Annotated in this window: 17 protein-coding genes; 12 read left to right on the forward strand and 5 right to left on the reverse strand. The window is 75.1% G+C overall.

Going from position 1 to position 23,877, the window contains the following annotated elements:
* Positions 1 to 35: 35 nt before the first annotated feature.
* The gene (locus FHU37_RS04525) at positions 36 to 2,534 is read right to left on the reverse strand and encodes an ATP-binding domain-containing protein (protein WP_179812931.1); all 2,499 of its coding nucleotides are present in this window, start codon (positions 2,532 to 2,534) and stop codon (positions 36 to 38) included.
* Positions 2,531 to 3,511 (reverse strand): aldo/keto reductase, encoded by a 981-nt coding sequence (locus tag FHU37_RS04530; protein WP_179812932.1) that lies wholly within the window; start codon positions 3,509 to 3,511, stop codon positions 2,531 to 2,533. The genes FHU37_RS04525 and FHU37_RS04530 overlap by 4 nt, the downstream gene beginning before the upstream one ends.
* A 188-nt stretch (positions 3,512 to 3,699) precedes the next feature.
* Here FHU37_RS04530 and FHU37_RS04535 point away from each other — a divergent pair, with 188 nt between their 5' ends.
* On the forward strand, positions 3,700 to 4,746 hold the full coding sequence (locus FHU37_RS04535; protein WP_179812933.1) for an LLM class F420-dependent oxidoreductase: 1,047 nt from the start codon (positions 3,700 to 3,702) through the stop codon (positions 4,744 to 4,746).
* Between the two features lie 128 nt (positions 4,747 to 4,874).
* Here the strand turns inward: FHU37_RS04535 and FHU37_RS04540 are convergent, their stop codons facing one another.
* Positions 4,875 to 5,882, reverse strand: a complete 1,008-nt coding sequence (locus FHU37_RS04540; protein WP_179812934.1) for a magnesium and cobalt transport protein CorA — start codon at positions 5,880 to 5,882, stop codon at positions 4,875 to 4,877.
* Positions 5,883 to 6,088: 206 nt separating this feature from the next.
* Here FHU37_RS04540 and FHU37_RS04545 point away from each other — a divergent pair, with 206 nt between their 5' ends.
* From FHU37_RS04545 to mshC, 4 genes are all read left to right on the forward strand, one after another.
* Positions 6,089 to 6,853, forward strand: a complete 765-nt coding sequence (locus FHU37_RS04545; protein ID WP_179812935.1) for a histidine phosphatase family protein — start codon at positions 6,089 to 6,091, stop codon at positions 6,851 to 6,853.
* Positions 6,854 to 7,042: 189 nt separating this feature from the next.
* On the forward strand, positions 7,043 to 7,645 hold the full coding sequence (locus FHU37_RS04550; RefSeq protein ID WP_179812936.1) for an Rv2134c family protein: 603 nt from the start codon (positions 7,043 to 7,045) through the stop codon (positions 7,643 to 7,645).
* The gene (locus tag FHU37_RS04555) at positions 7,642 to 8,631 is read left to right on the forward strand and encodes an Rv2133c family protein (protein WP_246450230.1); all 990 of its coding nucleotides are present in this window, start codon (positions 7,642 to 7,644) and stop codon (positions 8,629 to 8,631) included. The genes FHU37_RS04550 and FHU37_RS04555 overlap by 4 nt, the downstream gene beginning before the upstream one ends.
* A gap of 109 nt (positions 8,632 to 8,740) precedes the next feature.
* Positions 8,741 to 9,967: a cysteine--1-D-myo-inosityl 2-amino-2-deoxy-alpha-D-glucopyranoside ligase gene (gene mshC / locus FHU37_RS04560; protein ID WP_179812938.1), complete on the forward strand. Its 1,227-nt coding sequence runs from the start codon at positions 8,741 to 8,743 to the stop codon at positions 9,965 to 9,967.
* Between the two features lie 99 nt (positions 9,968 to 10,066).
* Here mshC and FHU37_RS04565 read toward each other — a convergent pair whose 3' ends face one another.
* On the reverse strand, positions 10,067 to 11,218 hold the full coding sequence (locus tag FHU37_RS04565; protein ID WP_179812939.1) for a PAC2 family protein: 1,152 nt from the start codon (positions 11,216 to 11,218) through the stop codon (positions 10,067 to 10,069).
* Between the two features lie 395 nt (positions 11,219 to 11,613).
* On the opposite strand from FHU37_RS04565, the gene galT reads away from it, so the two are divergent.
* The 4 genes from galT (at position 11,614) to metH (ending at position 18,958) form a co-directional block, all read left to right on the forward strand.
* Positions 11,614 to 12,726, forward strand: a complete 1,113-nt coding sequence (gene galT / locus FHU37_RS04570; RefSeq protein ID WP_376774009.1) for a galactose-1-phosphate uridylyltransferase — start codon at positions 11,614 to 11,616, stop codon at positions 12,724 to 12,726.
* A 63-nt stretch (positions 12,727 to 12,789) separates the two neighbouring features.
* Positions 12,790 to 13,752 carry a UDP-glucose 4-epimerase GalE gene (galE, locus tag FHU37_RS04575; protein WP_179812940.1) on the forward strand — a complete coding sequence of 321 codons (963 nt, stop codon included), beginning with the start codon at positions 12,790 to 12,792 and terminating at the stop codon, positions 13,750 to 13,752.
* Between the two features lie 129 nt (positions 13,753 to 13,881).
* A complete protein-coding gene (gene galK / locus FHU37_RS04580) occupies positions 13,882 to 15,090 on the forward strand; it encodes a galactokinase (RefSeq protein WP_179812941.1) in 1,209 nt (402 codons plus the stop codon).
* A gap of 331 nt (positions 15,091 to 15,421) precedes the next feature.
* Positions 15,422 to 18,958 (forward strand): methionine synthase, encoded by a 3,537-nt coding sequence (gene metH, locus FHU37_RS04585; RefSeq protein ID WP_179812942.1) that lies wholly within the window; start codon positions 15,422 to 15,424, stop codon positions 18,956 to 18,958.
* Here metH and FHU37_RS04590 read toward each other — a convergent pair.
* Positions 18,955 to 19,908, reverse strand: coding sequence for an IS481 family transposase (locus FHU37_RS04590; protein ID WP_179812943.1), 954 nt, complete (start codon positions 19,906 to 19,908; stop codon positions 18,955 to 18,957). The two genes, metH and FHU37_RS04590, sit on opposite strands and share 4 nt — an antisense overlap.
* 218 nt (positions 19,909 to 20,126) lie before the next feature.
* On the opposite strand from FHU37_RS04590, the gene FHU37_RS04595 reads away from it, so the two are divergent.
* From FHU37_RS04595 to FHU37_RS04605, 3 genes are all read left to right on the forward strand, one after another.
* Positions 20,127 to 20,735: a GNAT family N-acetyltransferase gene (locus FHU37_RS04595; protein WP_179812944.1), complete on the forward strand. Its 609-nt coding sequence runs from the start codon at positions 20,127 to 20,129 to the stop codon at positions 20,733 to 20,735.
* 354 nt (positions 20,736 to 21,089) lie between these two features.
* On the forward strand, positions 21,090 to 21,842 hold the full coding sequence (locus tag FHU37_RS04600; RefSeq protein WP_312892742.1) for an HAD family hydrolase: 753 nt from the start codon (positions 21,090 to 21,092) through the stop codon (positions 21,840 to 21,842).
* A gap of 417 nt (positions 21,843 to 22,259) precedes the next feature.
* Positions 22,260 to 23,828 carry an ABC transporter substrate-binding protein gene (locus tag FHU37_RS04605; protein WP_179812945.1) on the forward strand — a complete coding sequence of 523 codons (1,569 nt, stop codon included), beginning with the start codon at positions 22,260 to 22,262 and terminating at the stop codon, positions 23,826 to 23,828.
* Positions 23,829 to 23,877: the final 49 nt, after the last annotated feature.

Here is a 23,877-nt window from a genome sequence, read left to right on the forward strand (position 1 = left end):
CCACCGGTGGCACCACCCCTGGGGCGTACCGCGGGCTACGCGGCCGCCTCCACCACGTTCTCCCGGAGGATCGTGCGCAGCCTGGTCCGGCGCGGGGCCGCCGCCCGCTCCGCGATCGCCCGGGCCAGCGCGGCGCCGGCGCCCTGCACCACCGACAGGTGGTGCTCGGCCCGGCTGACGGCGGTGTAGACCAGCTGACGGTCCAGCACGGCCTCGGCGTCGCCCGGCAGCACCAGCACCACGGCCGGCCACCGGTTGCCCGCCGCCTGGTGCGCGGTGACCGCCCAACCGTGCCGGAGCCGGCCCACCTCCGCCGGCGGCACGGTCAGCTCGCCGCCGGAGTGCCGCAGCACCAGGCCCTGCGGCCCACCGCTCTCCACCCGCCCGGGCAGGGCCCGTCCGGGCGCGACCGCGTACACCACCCGGTCACCGGGGTCGAAGCCGCCGAACCGCCCGGGCCCGGGGTTGAGCCGCTCCTTGAAGGCGGCGTTCAGCGCACGGGTGCCGACCGGGCCGCCGTGGCCGCAGGTCACCACCTGGACGTCCTCCGCCGCGAGCTGGAAGGCGCGGGGGATGGACTCGGTGACGAGCTGGCCCGCGCGGCGCACCGCCTCGCTCGGATCGCCCACCGGCACGACGACGACCTCCCGGCCGGGCGCCTCGACGGCCAGCAGCTCGCCCACCGCGATGCCGGAGGCCAGTTCGCCGACCGGCCCCGGGTCGGGGGTGCGGGAGACCACGACCGGGCAGACGCGCGCGGCCAGGCAGTCCGCGAAGACCCGACCGGCGCCGGCGGACTCCAGGACCGTGGGGTCGCCGGAGAGGACCAGCCGGGCGCCGTCGGGCAGGGCCTCCAGCAGGGCGGCGCCGGTCGCCACGTCCAGCATCGGTGCGTCGAGGACGACGAGCAGGTCGAGCGCCCAGGTGCCGTCCTCGGCGTCCCGCGCGGGGCCGTGGCCGGCCAGCAGCGCGTCCACGGTCAGCACCGCCGGCGGCCGGCCCGCGTCGCCGGCCTCGCCGTCGGTGTCGGCCCCTGGACCGGCGCCGGTGTCGGCGTCCGGGCCGGTGGCGGTGGCGGGCCCGGCCAGCGCGCGGGTCAGCCGTCCCCGGCCGTCCTCGGTGGCGGTGACCCCCAGGGCCCGCAGGCCGGCCCGTCCGGCCGCCGCCAGCAGTGCCGCCGGCTCCGCCCGGGCGGCCTCGCCGCCGGAGTGCACCACCAGCCCGGAGGCGGCCACGGCGCGCACCAGTTCGGCCGCCGAGGCGTTCGGTGCGCCGGCCGCCGCCTCGCCGAGCGCGTCCCAGGAGGGCACGGCTCCGGAGGGGACCTCCTCGGGGGCGGCGGTGGCCAGCAGACGGGCCAGGCCCTCACCCAGGCTCTCCTCGGCCAGGGCGAGCCGCTCCAGGGCCAGCAGCCGCTCGGTGGGCACCTCCTCGGCCTCGTCGGCCGGCTCCGTGCCGCCGCCCGCACGCCCGCCCCGGCCGGCGGCGGTGGCGGGCAGTTCCTCCTCGAAGGAGAGCACCGCGCCCTCCGCCAGCAGCGTGGTCACCGCCTCGCCGGCGTCGCCGGCCCGGTGGCGCTCCAGCGCCCCGAGGAGGTCCGGCAGGGCCACGGCGGTGCTGCCCCGCCCAGCGGCCCGCTCCAGCAGCCACAGCACCAGCGCGCGGGCGCGCCGGGGGTCGTCCGGGGTGGCCCGGTCCTGGAGCAGCGCCCGGGCGAAGCCGTCGGCCTGCTCGGGACGGACGCCCGGCAGGCCGAGCACCAGCCACGGGTCCTCGCGCAGCGCCTCGGGCGCTTGCTCGCCCAGCAGCGTCGCGGCGGACGGCGCCAGTGCCTCGGGAGCGCCGCCGGAGGCCAGCACCGCCGCCACCGCGGCGACCAGCTCGCCCGAGGGCTCCCGTGGCGCGGACGGTGTGACCGGTGGGGCAGGCGCGACGGGTGACGCCGGTGTGACCGGTGCGGCCTCCTGGGTCGGCGCCGGCGCCGGCGCCGGCGCCGGCGCCGGGGCGGGTGCGGGCCCGGCGTCCGGGGCGGGGTCGGCGTCCGCCTCGGCCTCGGGGGCCTCCGGGGCCGGCTCCGCCGGGGCGTCGCCGTCGGCGTCGGACTCCGCGGGCTCCGGCGCGCCGTCGGCCGGCTCGGCCTCCTCAGCGGCCTCGGCCTCGTCCGGCCGAGCCTCGGCGGCCGCGGACTCCTCCTCGGTGGCGTCGGTGGCGTCACCGGCCGCGGCATCGTCGGCGTCGGGGGTGTCGTTGGCGTCGGCGGTGTCGTCCACCGGGGGCTTCGGCGCGCCCACGTAGGCCAGGTCGGTGGTGCCGACCTGGAGCCCCGCGCCGGCGGCGCCGCCGGCGCCGCCGGCGCCGCCGGTGATCGCGGCCAGCGCGGCCAGCGCCGCCGCCTTGGCGTCGGAGCGCGCCGGGCCGCCGGCCCCGCCCTCCGGCCGGCCGCCGTGGTCGCCGACGCCGCTGGGGCCGCCGCGCCGCCCCTGCCCGTCCGGCACGGGAGGCTGCGTGGCGGCGTCGGGTTCGGGGGTGCTCAAAGCTCGCTCCAGTCCTGGTCGGGATAGCGGTGCACGGGCTGCGACACGTCGTCCAGCGCGCGCCGGATCTCAACGGGCAGGGTAAGCCGCTCGGCCGACAGCACCGCCGTGAGCTGGGCCGCCGTCCGCGCTCCGGTGATCGCCGACGCCACCCCGGGCTGGTCGCGGACCCAGGCGAGGGCGACCTGGAGGGGGGAGCTGCCCAGGCCGTCGGCGGCCGTCGCCACCGCGTCCACGATGCGCCGGCCCCGGTCGTCCAGGTACGGCTCGACGAAGGGCGCCATGTGCTCGGAGTCGGCCCGGGAGCCGACCGGGACGCCGTACCGGTACTTGCCGGTGAGCACGCCGCGCCCGAGCGGGGAGTGGGCGAGCAGGCCGACGCCCAGGGCCAGCGCCGCGGGCAGCACCTCGCGCTCCAGCCCGCGCTGCAGCAGGGAGTACTCCAGCTGCGTGGAGGACAGCGGGATCCGCCCGGGCGCCGCCAGCTGCCAGGTCGCGGCGTGGGCGAGCTGCCAGCCGCTGTGGTTGCTCAGGCCCACGTAGCGGGCCCGGCCGCTGGTCACCGCGAGGTCGAGGGCCTGGAGGGTCTCCTCGAAGGGGGTGAGCGGGTCGAAGGCGTGGACCTGCCACAGGTCCACGTAGTCGGTGCCGAGGCGGCGCAGCGAGGCGTCCAGCGCGGGCAGCAGGTTGCCGCGCGAGTTGTCGAAGCGCCGCGGCCCCTGCGGGGTGCTGCCGGCCTTGGTGGCGATCACCAGTCGTTCCCGGGGGACGAGCTGGTCGAGCATCCGGGACAGCAGGTACTCGGCCTCTCCGTCGGAGTAGACGTCGGCCGTGTCGACCAGGGTGCCGCCCGCGTCCACGAACGACTTCAGCTGTTCCGCGGCCTCGTGCTCACCGGTGTCCCGGCCCCAGGTCATGGTGCCCAGTGCGAGACGGGACACCCGCAGGCCGGTACGGCCGAGCTGTCGCTGTTCCATGTCCGACGAGACTAACGGCCGAGCCGCTCCCGGACGGGCATCGTCAGCGCTGGTCGGCGGGCGGGTCGCGCGGGGCGCTGACGGAGAAGCTACCGGCCGGTAGAGTGCGGCGCGCAACGCTCCGGCCGGCCGCGTCCCGGCGCCGCCGGGCGCGGCACCGCGACGGACACCAACAACGGGAGCGGCTCATGCGACTCGGCGTCAACCTCGGCTACTGGGGAGCGGGCGTGGACCGCGACAACCTGGCCGTGGCCAGGGAGGCCGACCGGCTCGGCTACAGCGTCTGCTGGGCCGCCGAGGCGTACGGTTCGGACGCGCCGACCGTGCTGTCCTGGGTCGCCGCGCAGACCGAGCGGATCGACATCGGCTCGGCCATCATGCAGATCCCGGCCCGCACCCCCACCATGACGGCGATGACCGCCGCCACCCTGGACTCGCTCTCCGGCGGCCGCTTCCGGCTCGGCCTCGGCGTCTCCGGGCCGCAGGTCTCCGAGGGCTGGTACGGCGTGAAGTTCGACCGGCCGCTGGCCCGCACCCGGGAGTACGTGGACATCGTGCGCCAGGCGATGCGGCGCGAACGGGTGGCGCACCAGGGCGAGCACTGGACGCTGCCGCTGCCCGGAGGCCCCGGCAAGCCGCTGAAGCTCACGGTGCACCCGGTGCGCGAGCGCGTCCCGCTGTACATCGCGGCCATCGGGCCGAAGAACCTGGAGCTGGCCGGGGAGATCGCCGACGGCTGGCTGGGAATCTTCTTCGCCCCCGAGCACGCCGACCAGTCGCTGGACCGGATCCGGGCCGGTCGGCGCAGGGCCGGGCTCGACCTGGACGGGTTCGACGTGGTGCCGACCGTGCCGATCGTGGTGGACGACGACCCGGAGCGCGCCGCCGACGCCGTGCGCGCCTACACGGCGCTGTACGTGGGCGGGATGGGCAGCCGGGAGAAGAACTTCTACAACGCCCTGGCCTGCCGCATGGGCTACGAGAGGGAGGCGGCGACGATCCAGGAGCTGTACCTCGCCCGCCGCCCGCAGGAGGCGGCCGCGGCGGTGCCGCGCAGCCTGGTCGAGGCCACCGCGCTGGTGGGCGACCGGGAGCGGATCGCCGAGCGGATGCGGGCCTACGCGGACAGCGGGGTCACCACCCTGACGCTCGCGCCGATGGCGGCGGACCTGGACGGCCGGCTGGCGGCGCTGCGGGTGGGCGTGGAGGCGCTGGAACTGGCCGGCCTGGGCTGACCCGCCGCGGCGCGGGCGAAGCGGTGGAACGGCGGATGCGGCGGGGGCTCGGGGGTCGTCCCCGCCGCATCCGGCGCCCGGTACAACGCCTGCCCGGCACGGAGGTTACGCCTTCCGGGCCCCGCCGCTCACAGCCAGCCGCTGCGCCGGAATATCCGGTACAGCACCACGCTGACCAGCGCGATCATGGCCAGCGCCGCCGGGTAGCCCCATCCCTGGCGCAGCTCCGGCATGTGCTCGAAGTTCATGCCCCAGATGCCGGCGAGCGCGGTCGGGACGGCCACGATGGCGGCCCAGGCGGAGATCCGGCGCATGTCGTCGTTCTGCCGCACGCTGACCTGCGCCAGCGTCGCGTCCAGGATGTTGGACAGCAGCCGGTCCATCGCCTCCACCTGGTCGTTGACCCGCATCAGGTGGTCGCTGACGTCGCGGAAGAACGGCCGGCTGCGCTCGGGCACGTTCGGCATCGGGACCTCGCTGAGCCGCTGCAGCGGGGCGAGCAGCGGCACGGTGGCACGACGGAAGCCCACCAGCTCGCGCCGGAAGGCGTAGACCCGTTCGGCGGCCCCGCCGCCGCGCGACGCCCCCCGGCTGGACGGGGCCGGGACCGCGGCGATCTCCACGTCCTCCAGGTCCAGCCGCAGCGCCTCGGCGACCTCCAGGTACTGGTCCACGACGGCGTCGCAGACCGCGTACATCACGGCCGCCGGCCCGTGCGCGAGCACCCGCCGGCGCTCCTGGAGCGCCTGCCGGACCTCGCCGAGCGGGGAGGTGGGGCCGTGCCGCACGGTCACCACGAATCCGGCGCCGACGAACACGAACACGTCGCCGGCGCGGAGCGACGCACCCTCGTCGTCGTGCTGGACGGGCTTGAGCGCGAGGAACAGGGTGTCGCCGTACCGCTCCAGCTTGGGGCGCTGGTGCGCGTGCAGCGCGTCCTCGACGGCCAGCGGGTGCAGGTCGAACTCCCGGGCCACCGAGGCGAACTCCTCCTCGCCGGGTTCGAAGAGGCCGATCCAGGCGAAGGTGTCCCCGTCCCGGGGCGTGCCGGCGAGCGCCTCGGCCAGCCGCGCCGGGTCCGTCGGCCCGTCCGCCACCCGTCGTCCGTCGCGGTAGAAGCCGAAGTCAACGATCACGGTGGCATTGTGCCTCCCCGGCGGCCGGCGGGCGGCGCGGCGCGGGCGGGACCGGCGGGGGCAACGCCGGACCGGTGACCGACCGCGTCCGGGTCCGGACGGTGCGTCGCCGTTCCTCGGGGCGGAGGGGTGGAGCACGCCCGCGCCCGGCGCCGGGACACCCCCGGGGCGGCACCGGCGGTGGCGGCAGGCCCTAAGCTGACCGCATGCCCACGGTGCTGTTCCTGCGTCACGGGCGGTCCGCCGCCAACACCTCCGGCCGGCTGGCCGGCTGGTCGCCCGGCGTCCACCTGGACGAGCGGGGCCTGGCCCAGGCCGCCGCGCTGCCCGACCGGCTCGCCGGCGTGCCGCTCGCCCGGATCGTCACCAGTCCGCTGGAGCGCTGCCGGCAGACGCTGGCGCCGCTGCTGGAGCGGGCCGAGGCGTCCGCCGACGGCGCTGCCGTGCCGGTCGCCGTGGACGAACGGCTGGGGGAGTGCCACTACGGGGACTGGACCGGCCGGGAGATCAAGGAGCTGGCCAAGGACCCGCTGTGGCCCGTCGTGCAGCAGCACCCCTCGGCGGCGCGCTTCCCGGGGGAGGACGGCGAGACGCTGCGGGCCATGCAGCAGCGGGCCGTGGAGGCGGTCCGGGACTGGAACGAGCGGGTCACCGAGGAGCACGGCCCGGACGCCGTCTACCTGGTGTGCACCCACGGGGACGTGATCAAGGCCCTGCTCGCCGACGCCCTCGGCATGCACCTGGACCTCTTCCAGCGCATCGCGGTGGACCCGTGCTCGATCAGCGCCGTGCGGTACACCCCGATGCGGCCGTTCCTGCTCCGGGCGGGGGACACCGGGCGGCTCGCCGACCTCGTCCCGCCGCCGCCACCGCCGGCCGCGGAGGCCGCCGAGACGGCCGCGGCCGAGGAGGCGGCCACGCCGGACGCCTCCGGCGACGCCGTGGTCGGGGGCGGCGCCGGCGGCGCCTGAGCGGAGCGCTCCCCACCCGTCCGGCGCGCCCCGGTGGGCCCGGGAACGTGCCCCGGCGGGGCCCCGCCGGCAACGCGTGACGGCGAGCCGGGGGCGGGGCACACCGCGGTCGATCATCCGTAGGTAGGGTGGGAGCGTAAGTCCCACGTCGAGCGGGCGAATCCCACGTCGAGTATCGGAGCTGGACACGTGCCCCGACAGGTCTTCCTCTACGATCCACCGGAGCGTTTCGTCGCCGGAACGGTGGGGGAACCCGGCCAACGCACCTTCTACCTCCAGGCCACCTCCGGGAGCCGGGTGACCAGCGTCGCCCTGGAGAAGGTGCAGGTCGAAGCGCTCGCCGAGCGCATTGACGAGCTGCTCGACGAGGTGCTACGGCGCAGCGGCGGAACCGCGCCGGTCCCCGCCGTCGCCCCCACCGACCTGCGGGACACCGCGCCGCTGGACCAGCCGGTGCTGGCCGAGTTCCGGGTCGGGACCATGGCGCTGGCCTGGGACGGCGACACCCAGACGGTGGTCGTGGAGGCGCAGGCCGTCGTCGAGGTCGACCCCGACGAGTTCGGCGAGGAGCTGGCCAACGAGCTGGCCACCGAGGCCGCCGACGCGCTGATCGGCGACGACGAGCACGGCCCGCCGCTGCTGCGGGTGCGGATGACCGGCGCGCAGGCCCGGGCGTTCGCGGGCAGAGCCCTGGAGGTCGTCGCGGCCGGCCGGCCGCCGTGCCCGTTCTGCTCGCTGCCCCTGGACCCGGAAGGACATGTGTGCCCGCGTCAGAACGGATACCGCCGCTGAGCCCGGTGCCCCGCCCCCGGTCCGCCGGGTCGGCGGAGCAGGCCGTCCTCGACCTGCTGGAGCAGGGCGAGCTGACGGTGCTGGGCCGGATAGTGCAGGCGTCCAACGCCGTGCTGCTCGGCCGGGTGACGGCCGGGGCCGAGTCGGTGCACTGCGTGTACAAGCCGGTCGCGGGCGAGCGTCCGCTGTGGGACTTCCCGGACGGCACCCTGGCCGGCCGCGAGGTCGCCGCGTACACCGTCTCCCGGGCGGCGGGTTGGCACGTGGTGCCGCCGACCGTGCTGCGGGACGGCCCGTTCGGGCCCGGCATGTGCCAGCTGTGGATCGGCCCGCCCCCGGAGCCGGACGCCGCCGGCGAGGACGACGACGCGCCGGAGGCCGGGCCGACCGGCGACGCCGCCCCCGACCACCCCGCGGAGGCGGGGGCCGAGGCGGCCACCGGCGCAGCCGCCGGGCCGGAGGCGGACGCCGAGGCGGCCGGGGAGCCCGCGGCGGAGTCCGTGGACGCCACCGAGCTGTTCGCCCTGGTCGACGCCGACGAGCCGGGGCCCGGCTGGCGGGCCGTGGGCCGCGCCGAGGTGGGGCCCGGCCGCACGGCGCTGCTGGTGCACGCCGACGACCCCCGGCTGCGCCGCATCGCGCTCTTCGACGCCGTGGTGAACAACGGCGACCGCAAGGGCGGCCACCTGCTGCGCGCCGTGGACGGGCGGCTGCTCGGCATCGACCACGGGGTGACCTTCAACGTGGATCCCAAGCTGCGCACCCTGCTGTGGGGATGGGCGGGGGAGCCGCTGGAGGAGGCGGAGCGGGCGCTGCTGGGGCGGCTCGCCACCGCCGTGGCCGGGCCCACCGGCGAGACGCTGGCGGCCTGGCTCACCGGGGACGAGCTCGCCGCGCTGCGCGACCGGATCGCCGTGCTGCTGGCCGACGGGCGCTACCCGCTGCCCACCGACGAGTGGCCGGCCATCCCCTGGCCGCCGATCTAAGTGTGCCGGCACGGGCCGGCACGCCCCCGTGGGTCGGCCGTCCCGGCTGTGGATCTTCGCACCTCATGCGGTGTCGATGCCGTGGGCGGCGCCGGTTAGGCTCTGCATCATGCATGCCTGGCCCGCTCCTGAGGTTCCCGTCCTGCCCGGTGAGGGCCGTACCCTCCGGGTGCACGACACGTCCAGTGGCGCCCTGGTCGCCACGGCCGGCGGCCCCTCCGCCGGCCTCTACGTCTGCGGCATCACGCCCTACGACGCCACCCACCTGGGACACGCCGCCACCTACAACGCCTTCGACCTGGTGCAGCGGGTCTGGCGGGACGCCGGACGACGCGTCGTCTACGTCCAGAACGTCACCGACGTCGACGATCCGCTGCTGGTCCGGGCGCGCGAGACCGGGGAGGACTGGGTGGCCCTGGCGGAGCGCGAGACCGCGCTCTTCCGGGAGGACATGATCGCGCTGCGGATGCTGCCGCCGGACCACTACGTGGGCGCGGTGGAGGCCATACCCGGCATCGTGGACCTGGTGGCCCGGCTGCGCGAGCGCGGCGCCGCCTACGACGTCGACGGCGACATCTACTTCTCGGTGGACGCCGACCCGCACTTCGGCGAGGTCTCCGGCTACGACCGGGAGGAGATGCTGCGGCTCGCCGCCGAGCGCGGCGGGGACCCGCAGCGTCCCGGAAAGAAGAACCCGCTCGACCCGCTGCTGTGGCAGGCGGCCCGGCCCGGCGAGCCGGCCTGGGACAGCCCGCTCGGCGCCGGGCGCCCGGGGTGGCACATCGAGTGCGTGCAGATCGCCCTGGAGCACCTGGGCATGTCGTTCGACGTGCAGGGCGGCGGCAGCGACCTGGCCTTCCCGCACCACGAGATGGGCGCCTCGCACGCCCAGGTGCTCACCGGCCGGCACCCCTACGCGCGAGCCTACGTGCACGCCGGGATGGTGGCGCTGGACGGCGAGAAGATGTCGAAGTCGCGGGGCAACCTGGTGTTCGTCTCCCGGCTGCGCCGGGACGGGGCCGATCCGGCGGCGATCCGGCTGGCCCTGCTGGCGCACCACTACCGCAGCGACTGGGAGTGGACCAGCGACGACCTGGAGCGGGCGCAAGCCCGGCTGGCCCGCTGGCGGGCGGCCGTCTCCCGGCCGGACGGTCCCTCGGCCGACGCCGTGCTGGAGCAGGTCCGCGACGCGCTGGCGGACGACCTGGACGCCCCCCGCGCGCTGGCCACGGTGGACGCCTGGGCGGAGCGCCAGTCGGCCGAGGGCGGCACCGACACGGCCGCGCCCGGGCTGATCAGCCGGATGGCCGACGCCCTGCTCGGGGTGGCGCTCTAGGGCAGGAGTGCGGCACACGGAGGAGCCCCGGACGGCCAAGCGGCCGTCCGGGGCTCTTTCCCGTGCGGTGTCCGGGGCACCGGGGTGCGTCCGGGCGGGTCAGTCCTCGTCCGTGCCGGGGGTGCCGTCGTCGTCGGCGATCTCGCGGTCGGTCTCGTCGGCCGGCCGCCCCCGCCCCCCGGTCAGCTCGGAGCCGCCCGGCGGCGGGCCGTCGCCGGCCTGACCGCCGCGGGCGGCCGGGCCCGTCCCGCCAGGCTCCTCGACGCCGCCGGGCTCCTCGACGGCGGCCTCGTCGACGGCCGCGGCCTCGTCGGGCGCGCCCTCGCCGCCGGCCGGGGCCTCCGCGGCCGGGGTGCCCGGCCGGGTGATGCCCGGGCGGCCCGCCTCGGGCTTGCCGTGTTCACCGCGCAGGTTGTCCCGGCGGCGCAGGTAGCGCTCGAACTCCCGGGCGATGGCGTCGCCGGATGCCTCCGGCAGTTCGGCGGTGTCCCGGGCCTCCTCCAGCGTCTGGACGTACTCGGCGACCTCGCTGTCCTCGGCTGCCAGCTGGTCCACCCCGCGCTGCCAGGCGCGGGCCTCCTCGGTCAGCTCGCCCTGCGGGATCCGCAGGCCCAGCAGGTCCTCGACGTGGTTGAGCAGGGCGAGGGTGGCCTTGGGGTTGGGCGGCTGGGGCACGTAGTGCGGCACCGCGGCCCAGAAGGTCACCGCCGGCACGCCGGCGTGCGAGCACGCCTCCTGCAGGATGCCCACGATGCCGGTCGGGCCCTCGTAGCGGCTCTCCTCCAGGTCCAGCTTGGTGGCGAGCTGCGGATCCGAGGTGACCCCGCTGATCGGGACCGGTCTGGTGTGCGGGGTGTCGCCGAGCAGGGCCCCGAGGATCACCACCATCTCGACACCGAGTTCGTGGGCGAAGCCGAGCAGTTCGTTGCAGAACGAGCGCCAGCGCATGCTCGGCTCGATGCCACGGACCAGCACCAGGTCGCGGGGCCGGGGCTCGCGGACCCGGACGATCGACAGCCGGGTGGTCGGCCAGGTGATCTTCCGCACGCCGCCGTCCAGCCAGACGGTGGGGCGGTTGACCTGGAAGTCGTAGTAGTCCTCGGCGTCCAGGGCCGCGAAGACCTCGCCCTTCCACTCCTGGTCCAGGTGCGCGACGGCCGCCGACGCGGCTTCCCCCGCGTCGTTCCAGCCCTCGAACGCGGCCACCATGACCGGGTCGATCAGCTCGGGCACGTTCTCGAGCTCGATCACCCAGCGCCTCCTTCCGACGGTCCGCGCGGACCGTCCGTCGTCCATCTCCTCGCGTGCGGGCGCGACCCCGCGCCCCCGACACGGATGATCTCAGCCTACGGCCAATGCGCCGGGGGCACGCGGGTCGCGGACGGAGGTGACGCGATCGGTCACTGTTTGAAGTTGTTGGATTGTGTTGACAAGCGATCGAAAAATCCCAATGCTGGTAACCGCCGGGGCCGCCCCGGTGGGTGTCTCGGTGGCCGCGGCACCTGTTCGGTTCGACACCCACGGCCCGCCGCCCGGGCGCGACCAGCCGCCCGGCCGGGGCGTGGGGAGATGAGGAGAGGCTTCAGTTGAGCACCATGGCGGGCGGCACCTCCGCCCCCGGCACGCCGGTCGACTCCGACCCGGCGGTGCTGCGCACCCGGGCGGAACTGGCCGACGGGCGGGACATCTTCTACTACGACCGCGTGCCGGCCGCCACCGCGCAGGGCCCGAAGCGCGGCCTGCCGGACCCCCGGCCGCTGCCCCGCACCGACAGCCGTTCGGAACTGCGCCACGACCCCATGCTGGACGAGTGGGTGATCGTCGCCTCGCACCGGCAGAACCGCACCTACCTCCCGCCCGCGGACGAGTGCCCGCTGTGTCCCTCCCAGCAGGGCCGGCACAGCGAGATCCCGGACCCGGACTACGAGGTGGCGGTCTTCCAGAACCAGTTCCCCTCGCTCTCCGGCGGGCCCGAGGGCGCCCGCGCCGCCGAGCCCCTCCCGGAGCACCCGGGGCTGTTCGAACGGGCGCCCGGCGTCGGCCGCTGCGAGGTCGTCTGCTTCACCTCCGACCACGACAGCTCGTTCGCCGACCTGAGCGAGAGCCAGGCCGCCACCGTGCTGGCCGCCTGGACCGACCGCACCGCCGACCTCCAGGCCCGCGCGGACGTCGCCCAGGTCTTCTGCTTCGAGAACCGCGGCCGCGAGATCGGCGTGACGCTCGCCCACCCGCACGGCCAGATCTACGCCTACCCCTACACCACCCCGCGCACCGCCCGGGTGCTGCGCTCGCTGCGCGCCCACCGCGAGCGCACCGGCGGCAACCTCTTCGACGACGTGCTCGCCGCCGAGCGGGCCGACGGTGCGCGGATCGTGCTGGCCGGCGAGCACTGGACGGCCTTCGTCCCGGCCGCCGCGCACTGGCCCTACGAGGTGCACCTGTACCCGAACCGGCGGGTGCCCGACCTCACCGCGCTGAACGCCGCCGAGCGGGCCGAGTTCCCCGGTCTCTACCTCGACCTGCTGCGCCGCTTCGACCGGCTCTTCGCCACCCCGGCCCCCTACATCGCCGGCTGGCACCAGGCCCCCACCGACATGCCGGACCGCGCCGAGTACGCGCTGCACCTGGAGCTGTTCACCATCCGCAGGGCCGACGACAAGCTGAAGTTCCTCGCGGGCTCGGAATCGGGCATGGGAGCATTCGCGAACGACATCGCGCCCGAGGGCGCCGCCGAGCGACTCCGCCAGGCAGGCGTCTGAGGACGCGTCATCGCCGGCCGCCTCCTCCCGGGCGGCCCGGACGGAAGAGGGAATCAAGCCATCATGAAGGTACTGGTGACCGGCGGTGCCGGCTACGTGGGCAGCGTCTGCGCCGCCCACCTGATCGAGGCGGGTCACGAGGTGACCGTGCTGGACGACCTGTCCACCGGCCACCGCGACGCCGTGCCGGACGGCGCCGCGTTCGTCGAGGGACGGGTGCAGGACGTCGCGGCCAAGGTGCTCGCCGGCGCCGGCTACGAGGCCGTGCTGCACTTCGCCGCCTCCTCGCTCGTCGGGGAGTCGGTGCACGTCCCCGAGAAGTACTGGGACAACAACGTCGGCGGCGCCATCGCGCTGCTCGCCGCCATGCGCGAGGCCGGCGTGGGCCGGCTGGTCTTCTCCTCCACGGCCGCCACCTACGGCGAGCCCGAGTCCAGCCCCATCGTGGAGGACGCCCCCGCGCGGCCGACCAACCCCTACGGCGCCTCCAAGCTGGCCGTGGACCACATGATCACCTCGGAGGCGACCGCGCACGGCCTGGCGGCCGTCAGCCTGCGCTACTTCAACGTGGCCGGCGCCTACGGCCGCTACGGCGAGCGGCACACCACCGAGACCCACCTGATCCCCCTGGTCCTGCAGGCCGCGGCCGGCCGGCGCGACTCCGTGTCGATCTTCGGCGACGACTACCCGACGCCCGACGGCACCTGCGTCCGCGACTACATCCACGTGGCCGACCTCGCCGAGGCCCACCTGCTCGCCCTGACCGGTGCCCAGCCGGGCCGGCACCTGGTCTGCAACCTCGGCAACGGCGCCGGCTTCTCGGTCAAGGAGGTCATCGAGACCGTCCGCCGGGTGACCGGCCGGGAATTCACCGCCGTCACCGCCCCGCGCCGCGCCGGCGACCCGGCGGTGCTGGTGGCCTCCTCCGAGCGGGCCCGCCGGGAACTCGGCTGGACCCCGACCCGCACCGACCTCGACCGCATCGTGGCCGACGCCTGGGCCTTCGCCCAGAACGGCACCGCCTGACCCCACGGCGCCGCAGCGCGGGGCGCCCCGGCCGCGCCCCGCGCCACCGCCCGTGCCACCGCGCCACCGCCCACCTCCAAGGCCCGACCACCCCCCGCCCGCCCGTGAGGGCGCCCTGAGGAGCACACGATGACCACCGACGCACCCCGCGACACCCTCCGGGCGGGCACCGCCACCGGCGACGCGGACGTCCGCGAGCGTTTCCGGGAACTCTTCGACCGCACCGCCGACGGCGTGTGGGCCGCCCCAGGCCGGGTGAACGTGATCGGTGAGCACACCGACTACAACGACGGCTTCGTGCTGCCCATCGCCCTGCCGCACACCGCCCGGGTCGCCGCGGCGCGCCGCACCGACGGCCTGTTCCGGTTCGCCTCCACCCAGACCTCGGTCGGCTCCGACGCGGACATCGCCGTGGTGTCCGTGGACGAGCTCGCCCCCGGAGCCGTGCACGGCTGGGCCGCCTACCCCGCCGGGGTGGCCTGGGTGCTGCTGGCCGACGGGCACCGGCTGACCGGCGCCGACGTGCTGATCGACAGCGACGTGCCCACCGGCGCCGGACTGTCCTCCTCCGCCGCCCTGGAGTGCGGCACCGGCCTCGCCCTGAACGACCTGTTCGACGCCGGCCTCACCGACGCGGAGCTCGCCCGGGTGGCGCAGCGGGCCGAGAACGACTTCGTCGGCGTGCCCTGCGGCATCCTCGACCAGACCGCCTCCATGCGCTGCACCGCCGGCCACGCGCTCTTCTACGACACCCGCGCCGGCCTGGCCGAGCAGGTCCCCTTCGACCTCGCCGCCGAGGGGCTGCGGCTGCTGGTGATCGACACCCGGGTGCAGCACGCCCTCGGCGACGGCGCCTACGCCAGCCGCCGGGCCGCCTGCGAGGCCGCCGCCGAGGAGCTCGGCGTGCCGGCGCTGCGGGACATCGGCCTGGCGGAGCTGGACGGGGCCCTGGAGCGCCTCCAGGACGACGAGCGGCGCCGCCGCACCCGCCACGTGGTCACCGAGAACGCCCGGGTGCTGGAGTTCGTCGAGCGGCTGCGCGCCGGCGCGCTGCGCGACGCCGGCGACCTCATGGTCGCCTCGCACGCCTCCTGCCGGGACGACTACGAGATCTCCTGCGCCGAGCTCGACCTCGCCGTGGAGGCGTCGCTGGCCGCGGGCGCCCTGGGCGCCCGGATGACCGGCGGCGGCTTCGGCGGCTCGGCCATCGCCCTGGTCGAGGCGGACGCGGCCGAGGCGGTCGCCGACGCCGTGCGCGCGGCCTTCGCCGAGGCCGGCCACGCCGCCCCGCGCGTCTTCACCGCCGTCCCCTCCGCCGGCGCGACGCGGATCGCCTAGGCGCCGCCTCCCCGCACCCCGGCCGGTGGACGCCGCGCCGGCCGGGGGCCGCCGGGTGGGCAGGGGCGTGGGCGGGCGGGGGAGTGCGGGGCGGGCGGGGCCGGACGGATGCGCGCGGGCGGACCTCGGCGCGGCCGCGCCCGGGTTCCCCGTTCCGCGATGCGGTCCGCCCGGTCGTCCCGCGGCGTCGGCGGATACTCTGAACAGCACGCACTCGCGCGCCACGCGGGTGCGGCGCGACCAGCGGGCGCCCAAGGGGGCGCCCGTCGCCCGCCCGGCGGGCCCCGGCCGCGCACAAGCCGACAGCCGTCGCACCCCAGGGAGACGCTCCATGGCCACGTCCACCCCGTCCACCCCACGGCCGGACCAGCGCAGCCGCGCGGCCGCCCTCCGCGAAGCACTGGCGACCCGGGTCGTCGTGGCCGACGGGGCCATGGGAACCATGCTCCAGGCGCAGGACCCCACCCTCGACGACTTCGAGGGCCACGAGGGCCTCAACGACATTTTCAACGTCTCCCGCCCCGAGTTCGTGCGCTCCGTCCACGACGCCTACTTCGCGGCCGGCGTGGACTGCGTGGAGACCAACACCTTCAACGCCAACTTCGGCGGCCTGGGGGAGTACGGCATCGTCGAGCGGACCCACGAGCTGGCGGAGGCCGGCGCCCGGCTGGCCCGCGAGGTCGCCGACGGCTGGTCCACCGCCGACCGCCCGCGCTGGGTGCTGGGCTCGATCGGGCCGGGCACCAAGCTGCCCACCCTCGGTCACGCGCCCTACGCCCGGCTGCGCGACGCCTACCAGGCGAACGCGGCCGGCCTGATCGCCGGCGGCGCCGACGCGCTGCTGGTGGAGACCAGCCAGGACCTGCTGCAGACCAAGGCGGCCGTGGTCGGCGCCCGGCGCGCCCTGCGGGCGAGCGGCCTGGAGCTGCCGCTGATCGTGCAGGTCACCGTGGAGACCACCGGCACCATGCTGCTCGGCTCGGAGATCGGCGCGGCGCTGACCGCCCTGGAGCCGCTGGGCGTGGACCTGATCGGCCTGAACTGCGCCACCGGCCCGGCCGAGATGAGCGAGCACCTGCGCTACCTGTCCCGGCACGCCCGCACCGCGCTGTCCTGCATGCCCAACGCCGGCCTGCCGGTGCTCGGCAAGAACGGCGCCACCTACCCGCTGTCGCCCGAGGAGCTGGCCGACGCGCACGAGGTGTTCGTCCGCGACTACGGCCTGTCCCTGGTCGGCGGCTGTTGCGGCACCACCCCGGAGCACCTGCGGCAGGTCGTCGAGCGGGTCCGCGGCCGTGAACTGGCCCCGCGCACCCCGCGCCCGGAGCCCGGCGCCTCCTCGCTCTACCAGACGGTGCCGTTCCGGCAGGACACCTCCTACCTGTCGATCGGCGAGCGCACCAACGCCAACGGCTCCAAGAAGTTCCGCGAGGCCATGCTGGAGCAGCGCTGGGACGACTGCGTGGAGATCGCCCGCGAGCAGATCCGCGACGGCGCCCACATGCTCGACCTGTGCGTGGACTACGTCGGCCGGGACGGCGTGGCGGACATGCGCGAGCTGGCCGGGCGCCTGGCCACCGCCTCCACCCTGCCGATCGTGCTGGACTCCACCGAGGTGGAGGTGATCCGGGCCGGCCTGGAGGCGCTCGGCGGCCGGGCCGTGATCAACTCGGTGAACTACGAGGACGGCGACGGCCCCGACTCGCGGTTCGCCAAGGTCACCGCGCTGGCCGTGGAGCACGGCGCCGCGCTGATCGGCCTGACCATCGACGAGCAGGGCCAGGCGCGCACCCCCGAGCACAAGGTCGCGGTGGCCGAGCGGCTGATCGCGGACCTGACCGGCAACTGGGGCGTGCGGGAGTCGGACATCATCATCGACTGCCTGACCTTCACCATCGCCACCGGTCAGGAGGAGTCCCGCCGCGATGGCATCGCCACCATCGAGGCGATCCGCGAGCTCAAGCGCCGGCACCCGGCGGTGCAGACCACCCTCGGCCTGTCCAACATCTCCTTCGGGCTCAACCCGGCCGCCCGCATGGTGCTGAACTCGGTCTTCCTGCACGAGTGCGTGGAGGCGGGCCTGGACTCGGCGATCGTGCACGCCTCCAAGATCCTCCCGATGAACCGCATCCCCGAGGAGCAGCGGCAGGCCGCGCTGGACCTGATCTACGACCGCCGCCGCCCGGCCGAGGGCGACCAGCCGGCGTTCGACCCGCTGGCCCACTACATGGACCTGTTCGCCGGGGTGGACACCAAGTCCGTCAAGGCCGGCCGGGCCGAGGAGCTGGCCGCGCTGCCCCTGGAGGAGCGCCTGCAGCGGCGGATCATCGACGGCGAGCGGGTCGGGCTGGAGGCCGACCTGGACGAGGCGCTGGCCTCCCGCCCCGCGCTGGAGATCGTCAACGACACGCTGCTGGCCGGCATGAAGGTGGTCGGCGACCTCTTCGGCTCCGGGCAGATGCAGCTGCCCTTCGTGCTCCAGTCGGCCGAGGTGATGAAGACGGCCGTCGCCTACCTGGAGCCGCACATGGAGAAGGTGGAGGGCGGCCCCGGCAAGGGCACCATCGTGCTGGCCACGGTCAAGGGCGACGTGCACGACATCGGCAAGAACCTGGTCGACATCATCCTGTCGAACAACGGCTACACCGTGGTCAACCTCGGCATCAAGCAGCCGGTGCAGGCCATCCTGGAGGCCGCCGAGGAGCACAAGGCCGACGTGATCGGCATGTCCGGGCTGCTGGTGAAGTCCACGGTGATCATGAAGGAGAACCTGGAGGAGCTGAACAGCCGGGGCATCGCCGCCGAGTACCCGGTGATCCTCGGCGGCGCCGCCCTCACCCGCGCCTACGTGGAGCAGGACCTGCACGAGATCTACCAGGGCGAGGTCCGCTACGCCCGGGACGCCTTCGAGGGCCTGCGGCTGATGGACGCCCTGGTCGCGGTCAAGCGCGGCGTCCCGGGGGCGACGCTGCCGGAGCTCAAGCGCCGCCGGGTGGCGCCGCGCGCCCAGGTCACCGAGGCGGCCGAGGCGGAGCAGGGGCCGGTGCGCTCCGACGTGGCCACCGACAACCCGGTGCCCACCCCGCCGTTCTGGGGCGACCGCATCGTCAAGGGCATCCCGCTGGCCGACTACGCCTCCTGGCTGGACGAGCGCGCCACCTTCATGGGCCAGTGGGGCCTGAAGGCGCCGCGCGCCGGCGACGGCCCCAGCTACGAGGAGCTGGTGGAGACCGAGGGCCGGCCCCGGCTGCGCGGCTGGATGGACCGCCTGCACACCGACGGCCTGCTGGAGGCCGCGGTGGTCTACGGCTACTACCCGTGCCACTCCGAGGGCGACGACCTGGTGGTGCTGCACGAGGACGGCTCCGAGCGGGTCCGCTTCACCTTCCCCCGGCAGCGCCGCGGGCGCCGGCTGTGCCTGGCCGACTTCTTCCGCCCGAAGGAGTCCGGCGAGACGGACGTGGTCGGCTTCCAGGTGGTGACCGTCGGCAACCGTGTCTCCGAGGCGGCGGCCGAGCTGTTCGCCGCGAACAGCTACCGGGACTACCTGGAGCTGCACGGGCTGTCCGTGCAGCTCACCGAGGCGCTGGCGGAGTACTGGCACGCACGGGTGCGGGCCGAGCTGGGCTTCGCCGGGGAGGACCCGGAGGCGATCGAGGACATGTTCGCCCTGAAGTACCGGGGCGCCCGCTTCTCCCTCGGCTACGGCGCCTGCCCCGACCTGGAGGACCGCGCCAAGATCGTGGAGCTGCTGCGCCCGGAGCGGATCTCGGTCAAGCTGTCCGAGGAGTTCCAGCTGCACCCGGAGCAGTCGACGGACGCCATCGTGCTGCACCACCCCGAGGCGAAGTACTTCAACGCCCGCTAGGTGTATTGCCCTGTGAGGTTGGGGACGCGGCTGGCGGGTGGTTTGCCTGCGAGTGCGGTGTGTCCGCGGTGGTGATTGTAGGAGTGCAGCCAGGCGGGGAATGCGTCGCGTCGTTCCCGCTCTGACCGGTAGGGCTGTGCGTAGGCCCATTCGTCGAGCAGGGTGCGGTTGAGGCGTTCGACCTTGCCGTTCGTCTGCGGCCGGTAGGGCCGGGTTCGCTTGTGGGCGATCCCGGCCAGGGCAAGGGCGTCGCGCCAGGTGCGGGAGTTGTAGCAGGCGCCGTTGTCGGTCAGGACGCGTTCGACGGTGATCCCCGCGCTGGTGAAGTAGGCGTGGGCGCGGGTCCAGAAGGCGGTGGCGGTTTCTTTGCGCTCGTCGGTGAGGATCTCGCTGTAGGCGAGGCGGGAGTGGTCGTCGACGGCGGTGTGGATGTAGCTGTAGCCGGCGCCGGACCGCGTCTTGCGGCCGGCCTGTCGACCGAGGGCCTTGTGGCCTCCGCCGTCGGGGATGTTGCCGAGTTTCTTGATGTCCACGTGCACCAGCTCGCCGGGCCTGTCGCGTTCGTAGCGGCGTATGGTCCGGCCGGTCACGCGGTCCAGGTGCGTGAGCCGGGCCAGGCGGTAGCGGGTCAGAACGCGGTGCACGGTCGAGGGAACCAGGCCCAGCAGGTGGGCGATGCGGGCGGGGCCCCACCGGCGTGCGAGGCGGACTTTGATGATCCGCCGTTCGGTGCGGGTCGGTGTCCGTGCGGGGCTGTTGTGCGGGCGGGAGGAGTGGTCGGCCATTCCTGCCTCGCCCAGGTCCCGGTAGCGGCTCGCCCATCGCTGGGCGGTCGTAGGTGAGACCTGGAACCGCTCGGCGGCTCTGCGGAGCGGCCAGCCGTCGTCGACGACGCAGCGGGCCAGCCTCAGCCGTCCTGTCTCGGTCAGGGGTGCGTTACGGTGGGGCACGAGGGCCTTTCTGGTCGCCGGTGCAGATGTCGCAATCCACACCAGGCCAGAAGGCCCTCACCCGTTTCAAGACCTCTCAGCCGAGAGCTGCATCACCTGTTCACAACCTCCCCGGACAGAACAGCTAGGGCGCCTCCGCGCCGGCCGGCACCCCCTCGGGTGCCGGCCGGCGGGAAACCCGTTGCCCCGCCGGGGCCCGGGTGGCCAGCATGGTCGCCATGGCCGAGAACCCCTTCCCGACCCGCGCCGGCCGCGTGCCGGCCCCGCCCGGGGCCACCCCCGGGGCCGCTGAGGCTCCGGAGCCCACCAAGGCCCCGGAGCCCACGCGGCCGACGACGGAGCCGTTGCGGCTGCGCCCGGCGCTCCCCGCGGACCTCGACTTCCTGCGCGCGATGCTGCGGGAGGCCTTCAACTGGAACCCGGACCGCGCCCCGATCCCTGCCGAGCGGCTGGCCGCCGACCCCACCTTCGCCCGGTACCTGGACGGCTGGCCCGGGCCCGCCGAGTGCGGGGTGGTCGCGGAGGCCGCGGGGGAGCCGGTCGGCGCCACCTGGCTGCGGCTGCTGCCGCCGGACGGCGCCGGATACGGCTTCGTCGCGGCCGACGTGCCGGAGCTGACCCTCGGCGTCCGGCCGGACTGGCGCGGCCGGGGCGTCGGCCGGGCCCTGCTGGAGGAGCTGGCGGAGCAGGCCCGGGCCGCCGGGCTGCGCGCGATCAGCCTCAGCGTGGAGCGGGAGAACCGGCCCGCCCACGGCCTGTACCGCTCGGTCGGTTTCCGGGTGGTGGGCGGCGACGAGGCGGCCGACACCATGCTGCGGGAGCTGTAGGACACCCGCCCGGGCGCACCCGCCCGCGGCCCGTTCGGCCGGTGTCCGACGCCCTCCGGGTCCCGTCGGTCACCGGCTGGTCACCCACCGGTCATCCGGTGGTCTCCGCGACTTACCTGGTTACCACCGGTCCCAGGCGTAAGCTGGGTCTCCGGTTCGGTCGGGAACCGGGCGCGAACGCGGCGCGCGGGCCCCGGCCGTTCGTTGTCCCCGCACCCGACGACCGTGAAGTGGGAGCCCGTGCCCAACAGCTACTCCGCGTCCCCGGCGGATCCCGGGGGCCTGCTGCCGACCGCCCTGCCCGTCGAGACCAGCGTCTCCGCCTCCGCCGCCACCGCGGTCTCCGCCGCCCCGGTGGACCCCAGCCCGTATCCGGTCGCCCCCGCCGACGGCGCGCACGCCCTCCAGGCGGTGCTGCTGGACATGGACGGCACCCTGGTGGACACCGAGGACCTGTGGTGGCAGGCGGAGAAGGCGCTGTTCGCCGAGATGGGCTACGACCTCGCCGACCACCACCGGGACAACCTGGTCGGCGGCCCGATGTCGGCGGCCACGGCGTACCTGCTGGGCATCACCGGCGCCACCGTCGCGGCCGAGGACCTGGCCGTCATGATCAACGACCGGTTCACCGAACTCCTGGAGCGGGGCCTGCGCATGCAGCCCGGCGCGGCCGAACTGCTGGCCGAGCTGCGCGCGGAGGGCGTGCCCACCGCCCTGGTGTCCTCGTCGCACCGGCGGATCATAGACCGCGTGCTCACCGTGATCGGCCCGGAGCACTTCCTGTTCACCATCGCGGGCGACGAGGTGACCCGCACCAAGCCGCACCCGGAGCCCTACCTCACGGCCGCCCGGATGCTGGACGCCGACCCGGCGCGCTGCGTGGTGCTGGAGGACACCCCCACCGGTGTCGCCGCGGGCCAGGCCGCCGGCTGCCACGTGCTCGCCGTGCCCTCCCTGGTCGCCATCGAGCCGGCGGCCGGACGGACCGTGCTGCCCACCCTGGAGGGCGTGGACCTCGCGACGCTGCGCGCGCTGGCCGAGGAGCACGTGGCCGCCGCCACCGCCGGCGCGACGGCCGGCGCGGTGGAGGTGGCAGCGGAGGGCTGACCGGGGGCGCCGTCCGCGTGCCGGGCGACCGGTGGCATACCGCCACTTGCCTGCCGCTTCGCCGGAACTGACGCAGTATGAGGTGCCTCGTCCACCTTGGGAAGGCATCGGGGGCGTCCGCTGAGCGGTACCTGAGTGTCCGTTATCAGTACGTGACGGCCCTGAGGCCCGCCCGTGTTCCATGGCAGGTGCCTGACGGTTACTGTCCAGTCCCATCAGCACGCGTGGTGCTACCACGGAACCACAGGCGTGCCGGACCGTACGACCGTCCTGCCCTCCGATCGGGAGCCGACGACCCGTCAGCTACCCGGCGGGCCCCGTGATCCGGCGCCCGCCGCGGCCACGGCGCGGGCGCCGGGCCGCAGTCCTCCCCCGGGCTTCGGGGCCGTCGTCACGGCCCGGCCGGAGGGAGCAGGAATGGCAGGCATCCGCAAGGTCACCACCCTGGCGGTGACCGGTGTGCTCGCCCTCGCGGTCACCGCGTGCAGCGGGGACGGCGGTGGCGGTGACGGTGGCGGCGCGTCGGACGGCGTCATCCTGGGCACCACCGACACGCCCAGCACGCTGGACCCGGCGGGCGCCTACGACCTGCCCTCCTGGACCATCTACTGGAACACCTTCCAGAACCTGCTGGCCATCGCCCCCGGCGAGTCCCAGCCCAGCCCGGACGCCGCGGAGAGCTGCGAGTTCACCGAGCCCACCGTCTACACCTGCACCCTCGCCGAGGGGCTGACCTTCTCCGACGGCTCCGCGCTGACCAGCGAGGACGTCAAGTTCTCGATCGACCGCATCCTCACCATCAACGACCCGAACGGCCCGGCCACCCTCTTCGGCAGCGTCGACTCCATCGAGACGCCCGACGAGCGCACCGTCACCTTCCACCTGACGACGGCCGACGCCACCTTCCCGTTCGTGCTCACCACCGGCGCCGCCGCCATCGTCTCGGCCGACACCTACCCGGCGGACCAGCTGCTCCAGGAGCAGACCATCGTCGGCTCCGGCCCCTACCAGCTGGACAGCTACACCGACGGCCAGCAGGCGCTGTTCACCGCCAACCCGGAGTACCGGGGCCGCGCCGAGCGGGCCAACGACAGCTTCCTGATCCAGTACTACGCCGACGAGTCCGCCCTGAAGCAGGAGATCGAGAACGGCACGGTCGACATCGCCTTCCGCAGCCTGTCCCCGACCGCCATCGAGGACCTGCGCGGCCAGTCCGACTCCGGCCTGACCGTCGTGGAGGGCGAGGGCACCGAGATCCGGTACACCGTCTTCAACGTCACCACCCCGCCGGCCGACAACAAGGCCGTGCGCCAGGCCATCGCGCAGCTCGTGGACCGCGAGGCCATCGCGGAGAACGTCTACAACGGCACCGTCGACCCGCTCTACTCGATGATCCCGGCGGGCGTGGACGGCCACACCGAGGCCTTCCAGGAGCGCTACGGCGCCCCGGACGTGGCCAAGGCCCAGGCCATCCTGGAGGAGGCCGGCGTGCAGACCCCGGTCGACCTCACCCTGTGGTGGACCCCGACCCACTACGGCGCCGCCACCGCCGACGAGTACGCCGAGCTGGAGCGCCAGCTGGACGAGTCCGGGCTGTTCAACGTCACCCTGGAGTCCACCGAGTGGGAGCAGTACCAGTCGGCCTACGCCGAGGGCCAGTACGCGGCGTTCGGCCTCGGCTGGTTCCCGGACTTCCCGGACGCCGACAACTACTCCGACCCGTTCCTGCGTGACGGCGGCTTCTACTCCAACAACTACAGCAACGCGCGGGTCAACGAGCTGCTGACCGAGGAGCGGACCAACACCGACCAGGCGGTCCGCGAGGCGGCCCTGGCCGAGCTCCAGGAGATCACCGCCGAGGACGTGCCGGTGCTGCCGCTGTGGCAGGGCAAGCAGATCGCGGTCGTGCGCGACGGGATCAGCGGCGTCGCCGACACCCTCGACCCGTCCTTCACCTTCCGCTTCTGGATGATCTCCAAGAGCTGACCCCCGCCGGGCCGCCGTCCCCTCCCACCGACCGCGCCGCACGCGGCGG

This window comes from Allostreptomyces psammosilenae, assembly GCF_013407765.1.
Taxonomy (GTDB): Bacteria; Actinomycetota; Actinomycetes; order Streptomycetales; family Streptomycetaceae; genus Allostreptomyces; species Allostreptomyces psammosilenae.

Bases quoted from the DNA above. Each gene is read 5' to 3' on its own strand.
- galE (WP_179812940.1), top strand. From the start codon at position 12,790: ATGAAGGTACTGGTGACCGGCGGTGCCGGCTACGTGGGCAGCGTCTGC.
- mshC (WP_179812938.1), top strand. From the start codon at position 8,741: ATGCATGCCTGGCCCGCTCCTGAGGTTCCCGTCCTGCCCGGTGAGGGC.
- FHU37_RS04545 (WP_179812935.1), top strand. From the start codon at position 6,089: ATGCCCACGGTGCTGTTCCTGCGTCACGGGCGGTCCGCCGCCAACACC.
- FHU37_RS04595 (WP_179812944.1), top strand. From the start codon at position 20,127: ATGGCCGAGAACCCCTTCCCGACCCGCGCCGGCCGCGTGCCGGCCCCG.
- FHU37_RS04535 (WP_179812933.1), top strand. From the start codon at position 3,700: ATGCGACTCGGCGTCAACCTCGGCTACTGGGGAGCGGGCGTGGACCGC.
- FHU37_RS04530 (WP_179812932.1), bottom strand. From the start codon at position 3,511: ATGGAACAGCGACAGCTCGGCCGTACCGGCCTGCGGGTGTCCCGTCTC.
- FHU37_RS04605 (WP_179812945.1), top strand. From the start codon at position 22,260: ATGGCAGGCATCCGCAAGGTCACCACCCTGGCGGTGACCGGTGTGCTC.
- metH (WP_179812942.1), top strand. From the start codon at position 15,422: ATGGCCACGTCCACCCCGTCCACCCCACGGCCGGACCAGCGCAGCCGC.
- galK (WP_179812941.1), top strand. From the start codon at position 13,882: ATGACCACCGACGCACCCCGCGACACCCTCCGGGCGGGCACCGCCACC.